The organism is Emticicia sp. (assembly GCF_043780375.1).
Taxonomy (GTDB): Bacteria; Bacteroidota; Bacteroidia; order Cytophagales; family Spirosomataceae; genus Emticicia.
On the sequence record NZ_JAYWCU010000239.1, the window covers coordinates 1 to 12,963 of the forward strand.

Consider the following 12,963-nt stretch of genomic DNA (forward strand, 5'->3'; position numbering starts at 1 on the left):
TGTTTTGGGGGGATTCATAAATTGATGTTTAGTTCCTAAAACAAATATATCAGCTTTTTGAATCCCTATCTTTTTTTTATGAACAAACCCTGTAGCTAAATTATAGTTTACGCATACGATAGAATTCATACAATAGTTTTGCTTACTGTTCAATTAGATGATGGTCAGAAAAGTAGATTTTTTCAACATCCCAGTAGTTTTTATAAAGTTCATTCCATTCTCAATTTCTCGGATAATGTTTTTCAAAACTAATTAAATTTCCTCATAAAAAAATATATCCCTCCATTTTTTTGTAAAGTTATTCCTCCTGTTTAATACCTATACAATACTAAAACGATAGCCAAAATTATGGCTTTTAGTTAAGAAAAACTACATTTTATCATTTTTTTATGGTACTTTTCCAAGATATTGTCTATAGAAAAATGGAAAAGTGAAATTTCTATGTTATCTTTGTCCTTCGATAGACACGCCAAAACGTGTAAAAATCGAAACCCCTTCAAAGAAAAATGCCAAAAAACCCCAATCTCAAGTCAATTCTTATTATAGGTTCTGGTCCTATTATCATTGGTCAAGCCTGCGAATTTGATTACGCTGGTTCGCAAGCCGCACGGTCGCTCAGAGAAGAAAGCATAGAGGTGAGTTTAATAAACTCAAATCCTGCCACAATTATGACAGACCCTCTCAATGCTGATTTCGTATATCTCAAGCCGCTCGAAAAGAAATCAATCATTGAAATTTTGGAAAAACACAAATCGATGGGTCGCCCTATTCAAGCGGTTTTACCAACAATGGGTGGTCAAACTGCCTTAAATTTAGCAATAGATTGCGATAAAGCTGGTGTTTGGAAAAAATATGGTGTCGAATTAATTGGTGTTGATATAAAAGCCATTGAAACCACCGAAGACCGAGAGAAATTCAGACTAAAAATGATCGAAATTGGCGTGGGCGTTTGTAAAGGTCGCACTGCCCGTTCGTTTTTGGAGGGCAAAGAAATTGCTCAAGAAATTGGTTTTCCTTTAGTTATCCGCCCTTCTTATACCTTGGGTGGTACTGGAGGGGGTTTTGTAAATACACCCGAAGAGTTTGACAAAGCTCTCAATAATGGCTTACACGCATCACCTATTCATGAGGTTTTGGTGGAGCAGTCAATTATGGGTTGGAAAGAATTTGAATTAGAATTATTGCGTGATAACCTCGGAAATATAGTTATTATCTGTACCATCGAAAATTTTGACCCGATGGGAGTTCATACAGGCGATTCAATAACGGTTGCTCCTGCCATGACTTTGCCAGATACCATTTATCAGCGAATGCGAGACATGGCAATCAAGATGATGAATGCCATCGGTCAGTTTGCTGGCGGTTGTAATGTGCAGTTTTCGCTTAACCCCGAAACTGACGAAATTATTGCCATCGAAATTAATCCTCGTGTTTCTCGTTCGTCAGCATTGGCTTCAAAAGCTACGGGTTATCCTATCGCTAAAATTGCCGCTAAAATGGCAATTGGTTATAATCTCGACGAACTGATAAATCCAATTACAGGCAGCACTTCAGCATTTTTCGAACCTGCCATTGATTATGTAATTGTAAAGGTTCCTCGTTGGAATTTTGATAAATTTCCAGGATGTGACCGCACATTGGGTTTACAGATGAAATCTGTAGGCGAAACAATGGGCATTGGTCGTAATTTCCAAGAAGCTCTACAAAAGGCCTGTCAATCGCTCGAAATTGGCAGAAATGGCTTAGGGGCTGATGGCAAAGAGTTGAAAGACCAAGAAGCCTTGAAAAAATCTTTGGCAAATCCTTCGTGGAATCGTTTATTTCATGTTTATGATGCCTTTAAAGCTGGACTTTCGTTCAAAACCATTCAGAATTTAACCAAAATTGACAAGTGGTTTTTACACCAAATTGAAGAACTGATTACACTTGAAAAAGAAATCGAACAACATTCGATTGAAGATATTACCAAAGAATTATTGCTTATTGCAAAGCAAAAAGGCTATGCCGACCGCCAAATTGCTCATGTATTAAACTGTAAAGAAAGCCAAGTCTTCAATAAGCGTATTGAGATGGAAATTCATCGAATATACAAATGTGTTGATACTTGTGCCGCAGAATTTGAAGCAAAAACACCTTATTACTACTCAACATTTAGCACTTCGCTTAATAACCTTGATAACGAATCGGTTCCTTCAAACAAGAAAAAAGTCGTTGTTTTAGGTTCTGGACCCAATCGTATTGGACAAGGAATTGAGTTTGATTATTCTTGTGTTCACGGCATTTTAGCAGCAAAAGAATGTGGTTATGAAGCTATTATGGTAAATTGTAATCCTGAAACGGTTTCAACTGACCCTGATATTGCTGATAAATTATACTTTGAGCCTGTTTTTTGGGAACACGTTTATGACATTATAAAGCATGAAAACCCTGTGGGCGTAATTGTGCAATTGGGTGGACAAACTGCCTTGAAAATGGCAGAAAAACTAACAAAATATGGCATAAAAATCATTGGAACATCTTACGATGCACTTGATTTAGCAGAAGATAGAGGTCGTTTCTCCGAAAGATTAAAAGAAATGGAAATTCCTTATCCATTGTTTTCTACTGTGCGAACTGCCGATCATGCTGTTGAAGTTTCTCGAACTTTAGGTTTCCCATTATTGGTTCGTCCGAGCTATGTTTTGGGTGGACAAAGCATGAAAATCGTTATCAATGAGCAGGAATTAGAGCAACACGTAGTAAAAATCTTGGGCGATATTCCTGATAATAATATTTTGATTGACCATTTCTTAGAAAATGCAATCGAAGCAGAAGCCGATGCTATTTGTGATGGCGAGAATGTATATATTATTGGTATTATGGAGCATATTGAACCTGCTGGAATTCATTCAGGCGATTCTTATGCTTTGCTTCCGACTTTTGATTTAAGCGAGAACGTACTTGCTCAAATCGACGATTATACCCGAAAAATTGCCATTGGTTTGAATACCGTTGGTTTGATAAATATTCAATTTGCCATAAAAAATGAAACGGTTTATGTTATTGAAGCCAATCCTCGAGCTTCTCGAACCGTGCCTTTCATTTGTAAGGCCTACCAAGAACCTTACGTAAATTACGCAACTAAAGTAATGTTGGGCGAGAAAAAAGTAACTGATTTTGACTTCAAACCAATCAAGAAAGGATATGCGATTAAAATTCCAGTATTTTCATTCAATAAGTTCCCCAATGTAAATAAAGAACTTGGTCCAGAAATGAAATCTACAGGTGAAGGCATTTACTTCATTGATGACTTAACCGATGATTTCTTCTTGAATATTTATTCGGAGAGAAACCTTTATTTGAGTAGGTAAACCCTATCGAAAAATTAAAAATAAGAAAAGTCGTCTGTACACCCACAGACGACTTTTCTGTTTATAAAAACTATCTCCTCGAAAGCCACCAACCAAGCCATACCCCACACAGACCCCAACCTGCAATAGAATCAATAAGGTTGGGAATAGATTTGGTTTCATACCAAATTTGTGTAGTATAATCGGTTGTTAAATAAGAAATTAGACCAAAAGCTACACATGAAATCAAAATAGTTTTGAAATCGAAAGTGTTTTTCAATAAAAACCAACAAAGCAAAAATACTGCAAGAATATCAATCAAAAGACCTCTGCCTATGTTTGATCCCATATTTGTATTCATATTCCATGTTTTATGAAAACGAATTTCTGCCCAAGATTTTCCTGCATAAGCAGTCATCATTTTTTCATTTTCTTCGGCTGATGTTCCCACTGGAACTGTGGGAAGAAAATAGTTACCTTCGTCGAGATTTTCGTTGAGATATTTCAGAATTTCATCTTGCTTTGGTGAATATTCTTGCATTGGGCGGTGCAAATCAAGAATTGTCCACGAGAGAAATTGCCACATAAACAGAATGATACCTCCTACTACTGACGCAATAATTGTTTTTTTCATAAATGTTAGGGTTAAATAAAGATTAGATTTTGAATAATTTCAATTCAAATATAAATATTTATAAAAATAATTTCAAACTTTAATTGTATTATATTACTGTTAAATATAATTTTTTTATTATCAATGAATGTATAAAGTTATATTTACGTTTATAAATTAGAAAAATATTGGATTCAAACATGAAGAAAAAAAATTGGGGGCAGAGTTTATTAAAAACACTCAAATACACACTTTTAGTGGCATTTTCATTTTTATGCTTTTTTCTTATTTATAATTACGATTCCACAATTTACGTTTACCGCCAAGCCAAAGGGCAACTAAAAATTATTATCAATACCCGTCCTATTTCTGATGTATTGTCTGATAAAACCTTTCCTGATTCATTGAAAAACAAAATAAAATTAATTCAAGCAATCAAACAATTTGCCGTTGATTCTCTGGGGCTAAATCCTTCTGAAAATTATACAACTTTTTATGACCAGCACCAAAAACCAATTCTTTGGGTAATGACAGCCTGTGAGCCTTTTGAACTAAAAGCAAAAAAATGGCATTTTCCAATTATTGGCACTTTTAGTTATAAGGGGCATTTTGAGAAAAACATTGCTGATAATGAGATTTTAGCCTTGAAAAAGGAAGGTTTTGATACTCAACTTAACGAAGTTTCGGCATGGAGTACGTTGGGTTATTTGAAAGACCCAATTTTGAGTTCGATGCTTGAAAAATCAGAAGGACGATTGGCTGCTCTTATTATCCATGAGCTAACACATGGTACACTTTTTGTTAAAAACAACTTAGAATTCAACGAAAATTTAGCAGATTTTGTGGGCGATTATGGAGCGATTCGTTTTTTAGAAAGTAGGTACGGCAAGCATTCAAAAGAATTAGAGCGTTATCAATTCTCAAAAAAATACAATGATGCTTATAGTCAACATTTAATACGAGGAGCAAAAAGCTTAGACAGCTTGTATCAAAATTTTCCAATAAAATTGACTATTGAAAATAAGAAAACTCAAAAACTTGGGTTGATTGAACAAATACTCAATTCGACTGATACACTTTTGTCAGGGCATTTTCAAAAGAAATTACTATCTCGCAAGAAATGGCAATTGAATGACAATAATCTGCCAAATAATGCGTATTTTATTGGCTATCTAACCTATCAAAGTAAGCAAAATCAGTTTAAAGATGAGTTTAAAGTTAAATTCAATCACGATTTTAACAAATATTTAAAGTATTTAAAACAACAATATCCTACAAGTATTGTTTTCTAAAAAAGCATATTAAGTAAAGGTCTGAAATGAAAATTCTAAAAAAAATACTATTCGTTTGTCTAATTTTTGTATTATCGTCGTTTGTGGTGAGCGATTCTTATCGCTATTTGCTGAATACAAGTTTTAAGGCGGGAGAATATTTTGAATATAAAGTTAAATTTGGTTTTTTAAGTATAGGCGAAGCGACGGTTGAGGTGAGTCCACAAATATATTCTGTCAATAATCGTCCTTGTTATCGAGTCAATATTTTTGGTAAAACTACTGGTTTGACCGACCTTTTTCGTATTCGTAATACTTATCGTTCTTATTTAGATACTGCCGCAATTCTGCCACAAAAATTTTTAATGAGTTTGCAAGAAAATAACTATAAAAAAGACCAAACGATTATTTTTGACCATATTGCTAACGCTGCGGTTCGTGAACAAGACAAAGAAAAGAAAAATTTTAAACTACCTGATAATGTTCATGATGTAGTTTCGGGTTATTATTTTTTGCGAACAATTGATTTTTCTAAAGTAAAACTGGGTGAAGCAGTTTCATCAAATATGTTTTTTGATGATGAAATCTATAACATGAAAGTAAAATTTAATGGAAGAGGTATGATAAGAACTCGGTTTGGCAAAATAAATGTTATTAAATTAAATCCTATTTTACCTCCAAATAAAATGTTTGAAGGAGAGGATGCCATCAGAATTTGGGTTTCGGACGACCAAAATCGTGTGCCTATCAGAATAGAAATAGACTTTTCGGTTGGTAGTGCATCAATGGAGCTAAAAGAATATCGCAATACAAGGTATGAATTTGATTGGAAATAGCAAGTCGGTGGTTACTATCCGAAAATTCATAGTGGTTTACCAAATGTTAATGTATTTTAAAATCAATCAGAATAATACAAAAAAGCCTCTCATAACTAATCTGAGAGGCTTTTTTTAGTTTTAATGCCTGCCATTTCGGCTATTACCTCTATAAGAGCCGCCATTATTTCCTCTGTTTCCCCCACGATAGTTACGGTTATTACTACCATAATTTCTATGAGAATTATCAGAATAGTATCTTCGTTGAGGAGCAGAATAAACCCTTACTTGTGGTCGATAACGATAACTATACCCATAAGCGGGGCGACTATTATAACCGTAACCACTATAAAAGCAACTTGATAAACTAACTGATAAAAGAGTAAAAACTCCTACCAATGTCAGTAACCGAAATTTTGATTGATTTTTCATAATCGAAAACGTTTTTGTAATAGATGAATAAAAACGATAAAAGGTTGCACATTGTATATTCTTTAGACAATTTTAATTCACTTTTCCCTCACTTTTTGAATTAAAATTATATTAAATTGCATTTTACTCGTCATGTTTTATGACTTTTGAATAAATTTACTCTAACAAAATCGTCCATTACATATATGTATTACAAATTTCTCATAGCTTTATTATTAGCTGTTTTAGCTTGTGGCAAAACAGAAGACCCAACACCTATTGAAACAAATTGGGAGCCTAAAACCATTGACGGACAATTCGTATTCAATACCTTCAAAAGTGCAGGTTTGGGTGGAAGCAGAGGAAAAATACAGAAATGGGCAAAAAGTGAAGTTTATTATTGGTTTGACACTGAAAGTAAACATACAAACGATTTATTAGCTGTATCTGATAGTGTTTTTACACAAATCAATCAACTGAGTCAATCGACTAAGTTCATCAAAACTTCTGACGAATCGAAGGCAAATATTAAATTCTACTCAGGTCGTGATACTGATTTTGAAGCAAAATATAAATTAAGTTTACAAGGCGAATTGCAGGTTGGCGGAACAGCGTTTATGTCGATTTCGAATGCAAAAGATGAAATTGAAAAAGTAGTGATTTGGGTTACAAGTGTATTTCCAATTCTTGACCGCCGTTTGATTTCTCGCCACGAAATTGGTCATGCCATTGGTTTTTCTCATGTTCCAACCAAACGCTCTATCATGTGGGACACCATTGATTTGGAATATAATCCAACTGACTACACAGATGTCGATAAAGCCTACATCAAAATTCTCTACGATAACCGCACTAAAGCTGGTATGACTCAACAAAATTTGATTCCTGTTTATATGGATATTTTGAAATGAAAGCCCCACAACTATAGCTATTTCATAGGTTTTAATAAAGTTTTCTGCTGAATAGACTTGTTGCAATGGGCGTTTCGATTTATAAAATCAAGTCATTTTTTGCTTGATTGCGGCTTAAATTTGAGTTCATAGTGAAGTTACGGACGAAAATTTAAACGAAGATCAATCGGACAGCCGATGCTGTAAAAAAAGGCAATTTCTAAAAGAATAATCTTCCATTGCAACAAGTCTAATAGATTGGCTCATAATACTGTTGTTAATATTACAAATCTACTTATTTTGAAATGAATAAGTCAGCCATTTCTGACTGACTTATAAACCTAACCTCAATCTACCACCTCAGCCGCCTCAATATTCTCAAAAACTATCTCGCCATCGCTACCCAATTCCATCATCACTACTGAGTCTTTTTGTACTTTTCCCGACAAAACCTCTTTTGAAAGTTCGTTCAAGACTCGGCGTTGTAGCACTCTTTTGAGTGGTCTTGCTCCGTAAGTGATGTCGTAGCCTTCCTCCCCTAATTTATCCAAAACTTCATTTGAGCTTTCAAGTGTAATACCTTGCTCTGCTAATCGTGTTTGAATTTGCTTAAACTGAATCTGCACAATTCTACGAATATTGATTTTTGTCAATGGGTCGAACAGCACTATTTCATCAATTCTATTCAAAAATTCTGGCCTAACCGAAGCTTTTAATAAATCCATTACCTCGTTTTTAGCTTCTTCTTTGTAGAATAATGACCAGCCTTTTTCATCGCCATTAGCTGCCAAATATTTATCTTGAATAATATGACTTCCTATATTTGAGGTCATAATGATAATAGCATTTTTGAAATTTGCAGTTCGTCCTTTATTATCGGTCAAACGTCCTTCGTCCAAAACTTGTAGCAATATATTCCACACATCAGGATGAGCTTTTTCTATTTCGTCTAACAAAATTACACTATAAGGCTTTCTTCTAACGGCTTCGGTCAATTGTCCACCTTCATCATAACCAACGTATCCTGGAGGAGCCCCAACCAAACGACTTACAGTGTGACGTTCTTGATATTCACTCATGTCGATTCGAATCATGGCAGTATCATCATTGAATAAATACTCGGCGAGAGCTTTAGCTAATTCTGTCTTACCAACTCCAGTACTACCCAAAAACAAAAAGCTACCAATTGGTTTTTTAGGATCTTGCATACCCGCACGTGAACGGCGAACTGCATCAGCCACCAATTCGATAGCCTCCTCCTGCCCTGCTACTCTTTTGCGAAGTTCATCTTCCAAATGAAGCAATTTTTCACGTTCACTTTGCAACATTTTTACTACAGGAACTCCCGTCCATCTTGCCACAATTTCGGCAATATTTTCGGGTGTAACTTCCTCATTTAAAAGTGTTGCTGGTTGCTGATTATTGCTTGCTTGAATTTCGTTTAATCTATTATTCGTTTCTACTAATTTTCCATATCGAATCTCGGCAACTTTACCATAATCTCCAGCACGTTCTGCTTGGTCTGCTTCCAATTTTAATTGGTCAATTTGCTCTTTCAACGAACGAATTTCATTGAGTGAACCTTTCTCATTTTCCCATTTTGCCTTCAATTCATTACGTTTCTCACTTAAATCGGCTATATCTTTGTTTAAAACTCCTTCTTTTTCACGATTATTCTCTCTACGGATGGCTTCACGCTCAATTTCGAGTTGCATGATTTTACGATTCAATTCATCCAATTCTTCGGGCATTGAATCCATTTCTAAGCGAAGTTTTGAAGCAGCTTCATCCATCAAATCAATGGCTTTATCTGGCAAAAATCTATCAGAAATATATCTATTCGATAATTCAACAGCGGCAATAACGGCATCATCTTGAATTCGTACACCGTGATGCAACTCATATTTATCTTTAATTCCACGCAAAATTGAGATTGCATCTTGCACATTTGGTTCGTCAACAACAACGGTTTGAAAACGACGTTCCAAAGCTTTATCTTTCTCAATATATTTTTGGTATTCATTGAGAGTGGTTGCACCAATTGTGTGCAATTCTCCACGAGAAAGTGCAGGTTTTAGCAAATTTGCGGCATCCATTGCACCTTCACCACCTGCACCAGCACCTACGAGTGTATGAATTTCGTCAATAAACAAAACCATTTCGCCGTTTGAGTCGGTTACTTCTTTAATGACTGCTTTTAGTCTTTCTTCAAATTCTCCTTTGTATTTTGCACCTGCAATCAATAAACCCATATCGAGCGATACAATAGTCTTTGATTTTAGGTTTTCAGGAACATCCCCCGATACAATTCTTTGAGCTAAACCTTCAACAATGGCAGTTTTACCAACGCCAGGTTCACCCAAAAGTATCGGATTGTTTTTAGTTCGTCGAGATAAAATTTGTAAAACTCTACGAATTTCTTCATCTCGTCCAATAACGGGGTCAATTTTGCCTTTTCGAGCTAAATCATTCAGATTTTTGCTGTAACGAGAAAGGGCTTGGTAAGTATTTTCGGCATTTTGGTCTTTCACAGTGCTATTTCTTCTTAATTCTTTTATTGCCTCTTTAATTTTTTTTTCGGATAAACTATTGTCTTTTAATAAGTTAGCCACCGAATCTTTCCCAACTGCTAAACTTAAAAATAAAGTTTCAACACTTACGAAGTCATCACCAAAATCTTTTATCAAATTGGTCGCTTTATTCAAAGCTTGATTGGCATCATTACTTAAATAAACTTGTCCCGTTCCTCCCGAAACTTTTGGGTAAGTCTCTATAATTGTTTCAAGTTTTACTTGAATTATATCTTGTTTTGCTCCTGCTTTGTTCAAAAGAAAAGTAGCAGTATTGGCATCTTCTTCTAAAATGGCTTTTAAAATATGTCCCGTTTCGATTGCTTGTTGCCCTTTAGCAAGAGCAATTTCGGAAGCCGTCTGAATCACTTCTTGAGCTTTGATTGTATATTGATTGAAGTTCATGGCGTATTATTTGTTGATATAAACTATTCATCAAAAAGCATGCAGAAGGATATTTTTCGGAAATAATGACCGAAAAACAGGGCTTTTATAACGCTATAAAAGACAAAAAGACAGATTTTAGTTATAAAAACATTTTATATTGTGCCAAAACAGGTATTAAAACCACAAAAAAAGAGCAAGACTTTCGTCTTACTCTTTCAATAAATTATATCGTAAAATTTTAGAAAAATCTCGAAAATGCAACAAATACAAAAACAAAAATTGATGCCCACATTGGCACACGACGTGCTTTGTAAGCGGCTTCCTTAAATGCCTTCAAGTATTCTAAACGCATCCAAATACCCACCGACAACAACAAACAAAAAGTCGAACTGGCAAACTTAAACGCCATTACATGCACAGGTTCTGGAGAGTAATATAAAAAAATATTTACCAATAAAAGTAGGACTCCAAGAAGACCAAATACTTTAAATGACCATCTGTAAGTTTCTTCGTCTATGCTATTTCTCATTGTTCTGTTGTTTAATCACACAAATATAATATTACTATTGGATATTTGTCAAGTATTTTCTAATATATTTTGTAAAACACTAATACTACCAAATATTATTTTGTACATATTCTTTTTTATGTATCTTTAAATATTGGAATAGTACAATATAAATATCATAAAAAATGGTTTAATAGGTTTAAAATTCAACGATTTTAATAAATATTATGTAAAAAAATCAAAAAACACGTGTAAGTTAATATGTAATAATATTGAAATAAAATATAATTTTTTTAATATAGTAAAAAGTAAATCATTGAATTGAAACTTTGATAAGTAGGGTTAATGTTAGAATATTATTATTTTTGCATAAAAAAAGAAACGATGAAAGTAGAACTGACAAGAGTAGATGATGCTTTTCATTTTGAAGCATCGGGTGCTTCGGGCATAAAAAATCATATTGATGCCAATGTTGATATTGGCGGACACAATTTGGGGGCAAGACCTATGGAATTGCTATTGATGGGTTTGGGTGGCTGCACTGCTATTGATGTAATTTTGATTTTGAAGAAACAACGCCAAGTAATTGAAGACCTAAAAATTTCAGTTGATGGTGACCGAGAAAAAATTGACGGTACGGAAATGAGTCCTTTCCGTAAAATTAATGTGCATTTTGCCTTTAAAGGCGATTTAGACTTGATAAAAGTTGAGCGAGCCATCAAACTTTCAATGGAAAAATACTGCTCAGCAACTGCCCAATTATCTCCAACTGCTGAGATAACACACACATTATCAATCAATTAAAATTGGTATAGAATTTGATTGTAATTTCCTATCAATCATTTACTAAAAAAATAAACCAATGAAAAAATTCATCATAATTGTAGCATTAGTTGTTTCCTCGGTAAGCGTCGTATTGGCTTTTGACAAAGAAAAAGGCAGAAAAGCAAGAAAAGAAGCCGCAAAGAAAGAAATGAAGTGTGGTGATAAAGAGCTGGTAAAAGAATGCAAAAAAGAAGGCAAATCTTGTTGCGAGAAACAATAAAACAATCAGCAGCAGGCTGTTTATTATCGTCAGTATTTATACGGAAGCTATCGCTTTGAGCGATGGCTTCCGTATTTTTATTTATTTTTCTATCTTTGTCAAAAAACTATAAATTCCGAAATGAAGCAATACCAAGACCTACTTAAACATATTCTAAAAAACGGAACGAAAAAAACTGACCGTACGGGTACTGGCACAATAAGCGTATTTGGCTACCAAATGCGTTTCAATTTACAGGAAGGCTTTCCATTAGTTACTACAAAAAAAGTGCATACAAAATCTATTATTCACGAACTTTTGTGGTTTATTAGGGGCGAAACAAATACTGCTTATTTAAAAGAAAACGGCGTTTCAATTTGGAATGAATGGGCAGACGAAAATGGCGATTTGGGACCAGTTTATGGCAAACAATGGCGTAGTTGGGCTGGGCCAAATGGAGAAGTAATTGACCAATTGAAAGAGGTATTGACTCAACTAAAAAAAACGCCAGATTCTCGTAGAATCATTGTTTCCGCTTGGAATGTGGGCGAATTATCGCAAATGGCACTGATGCCATGTCATGCTTTTTTTCAGTTTTATGTGGCTGATAATAAACTTTCTTGCCAACTTTATCAACGCAGTGCCGATGTATTTTTGGGTGTTCCATTCAACATTGCATCGTATGCTTTATTTACGATGATGGTCGCTCAGGAATGTGGTTTGGAAGCTCATGAGTTTATTTGGACAGGCGGCGATACGCACATTTACTCTAATCATTTGGAGCAAGTCGAATTGCAACTCTCTCGTGAGCCTCGAAAATTACCCAAAATGATTATCAACCCTGACGTAAAAAGTATTTTCGACTTCAAATTTGAAGATTTCAAACTTGAAGAATATAACCCATATCCCGGCATAAAAGCCCCCGTAGCAGTATAAATAAAATCAGCATCGCTCCTTTCGATGCGATGCTGACCATACTTACAAAGGTTTTTAATTCTGACGAAGTTAGTGGCGAAATTGCTGGCTATTTTCCATAATTATTTATGGTTGCTTGCCAACGAAATACCACGGAATGTTTGTGTTTTGATTACGAAATCTTTTGTCAATTTATCTTTTCCAGACTCAACTACAAAAGTGTATTCACC

The 12,963-nt window shown here is 34.6% G+C and carries 11 protein-coding genes; 7 read left to right on the forward strand and 4 right to left on the reverse strand.

The genetic code is table 11. The annotated features are described in order from the left end of the window. Nucleotides 1–506 precede the first annotated feature (506 nt). Entirely contained in the window at nt 507–3,350 is a 2,844-nt protein-coding gene (gene carB / locus ACH2CJ_RS18205) for a carbamoyl-phosphate synthase large subunit (RefSeq protein WP_394994949.1), read from the forward strand. Nucleotides 3,351–3,420: 70 nt separating this feature from the next. Here the strand turns inward: carB and ACH2CJ_RS18210 are convergent, their stop codons facing one another. After that, nucleotides 3,421–3,963, reverse strand: a complete 543-nt coding sequence (locus tag ACH2CJ_RS18210) for a hypothetical protein (RefSeq protein WP_394994952.1) — start codon at nt 3,961–3,963, stop codon at nt 3,421–3,423. A gap of 179 nt (nt 3,964–4,142) precedes the next feature. On the opposite strand from ACH2CJ_RS18210, the gene ACH2CJ_RS18215 reads away from it, so the two are divergent. Beyond that, the gene (locus ACH2CJ_RS18215) at nt 4,143–5,234 is read left to right on the forward strand and encodes an aminopeptidase (RefSeq protein WP_394994954.1); all 1,092 of its coding nucleotides are present in this window, start codon (nt 4,143–4,145) and stop codon (nt 5,232–5,234) included. 26 nt (nt 5,235–5,260) lie between these two features. After that, nucleotides 5,261–6,049, forward strand: a complete 789-nt coding sequence (locus ACH2CJ_RS18220) for a DUF3108 domain-containing protein (RefSeq protein WP_394994956.1) — start codon at nt 5,261–5,263, stop codon at nt 6,047–6,049. 120 nt (nt 6,050–6,169) lie between these two features. On the opposite strand, the gene ACH2CJ_RS18225 is transcribed toward ACH2CJ_RS18220, so the two are convergent. Further along, nucleotides 6,170–6,460, reverse strand: coding sequence for a hypothetical protein (locus ACH2CJ_RS18225; RefSeq protein WP_394994958.1), 291 nt, complete (start codon nt 6,458–6,460; stop codon nt 6,170–6,172). Nucleotides 6,461–6,645: 185 nt separating this feature from the next. On the opposite strand from ACH2CJ_RS18225, the gene ACH2CJ_RS18230 reads away from it, so the two are divergent. Further along, complete coding sequence (locus ACH2CJ_RS18230) at nt 6,646–7,350, forward strand: matrixin family metalloprotease (RefSeq protein WP_394994961.1); 705 nt, start codon at nt 6,646–6,648, stop codon at nt 7,348–7,350. A 326-nt stretch (nt 7,351–7,676) separates the two neighbouring features. Here the strand turns inward: ACH2CJ_RS18230 and clpB are convergent, their stop codons facing one another. Both clpB and ACH2CJ_RS18240 read right to left on the reverse strand, forming a co-directional pair. Beyond that, complete coding sequence (gene clpB, locus ACH2CJ_RS18235) at nt 7,677–10,304, reverse strand: ATP-dependent chaperone ClpB (protein WP_394994963.1); 2,628 nt, start codon at nt 10,302–10,304, stop codon at nt 7,677–7,679. A 220-nt stretch (nt 10,305–10,524) separates the two neighbouring features. After that, on the reverse strand, nt 10,525–10,815 hold the full coding sequence (locus ACH2CJ_RS18240; RefSeq protein ID WP_394994966.1) for a hypothetical protein: 291 nt from the start codon (nt 10,813–10,815) through the stop codon (nt 10,525–10,527). A gap of 363 nt (nt 10,816–11,178) precedes the next feature. On the opposite strand from ACH2CJ_RS18240, the gene ACH2CJ_RS18245 reads away from it, so the two are divergent. From ACH2CJ_RS18245 to thyA, 3 genes are all read left to right on the forward strand, one after another. Next, complete coding sequence (locus ACH2CJ_RS18245; protein ID WP_394994969.1) at nt 11,179–11,598, forward strand: OsmC family protein; 420 nt, start codon at nt 11,179–11,181, stop codon at nt 11,596–11,598. A gap of 58 nt (nt 11,599–11,656) precedes the next feature. Next, on the forward strand, nt 11,657–11,839 hold the full coding sequence (locus tag ACH2CJ_RS18250; RefSeq protein WP_394994972.1) for a hypothetical protein: 183 nt from the start codon (nt 11,657–11,659) through the stop codon (nt 11,837–11,839). Between the two features lie 120 nt (nt 11,840–11,959). Continuing rightward, nucleotides 11,960–12,754, forward strand: a complete 795-nt coding sequence (gene thyA / locus ACH2CJ_RS18255; RefSeq protein WP_394994973.1) for a thymidylate synthase — start codon at nt 11,960–11,962, stop codon at nt 12,752–12,754. Nucleotides 12,755–12,963 lie beyond the last annotated feature (209 nt).

Coding starts and splice junctions, on each gene's coding strand:
- carB (WP_394994949.1), top strand. CDS start 507: ATGCCAAAAAACCCCAATCTCAAGTCAATTCTTATTATAGGTTCTGGT.
- ACH2CJ_RS18210 (WP_394994952.1), bottom strand. CDS start 3,963: ATGAAAAAAACAATTATTGCGTCAGTAGTAGGAGGTATCATTCTGTTT.
- ACH2CJ_RS18215 (WP_394994954.1), top strand. CDS start 4,143: ATGAAGAAAAAAAATTGGGGGCAGAGTTTATTAAAAACACTCAAATAC.
- ACH2CJ_RS18220 (WP_394994956.1), top strand. CDS start 5,261: ATGAAAATTCTAAAAAAAATACTATTCGTTTGTCTAATTTTTGTATTA.
- ACH2CJ_RS18225 (WP_394994958.1), bottom strand. CDS start 6,460: ATGAAAAATCAATCAAAATTTCGGTTACTGACATTGGTAGGAGTTTTT.
- ACH2CJ_RS18230 (WP_394994961.1), top strand. CDS start 6,646: ATGTATTACAAATTTCTCATAGCTTTATTATTAGCTGTTTTAGCTTGT.
- clpB (WP_394994963.1), bottom strand. CDS start 10,304: ATGAACTTCAATCAATATACAATCAAAGCTCAAGAAGTGATTCAGACG.
- ACH2CJ_RS18240 (WP_394994966.1), bottom strand. CDS start 10,815: ATGAGAAATAGCATAGACGAAGAAACTTACAGATGGTCATTTAAAGTA.
- ACH2CJ_RS18245 (WP_394994969.1), top strand. CDS start 11,179: ATGAAAGTAGAACTGACAAGAGTAGATGATGCTTTTCATTTTGAAGCA.
- ACH2CJ_RS18250 (WP_394994972.1), top strand. CDS start 11,657: ATGAAAAAATTCATCATAATTGTAGCATTAGTTGTTTCCTCGGTAAGC.
- thyA (WP_394994973.1), top strand. CDS start 11,960: ATGAAGCAATACCAAGACCTACTTAAACATATTCTAAAAAACGGAACG.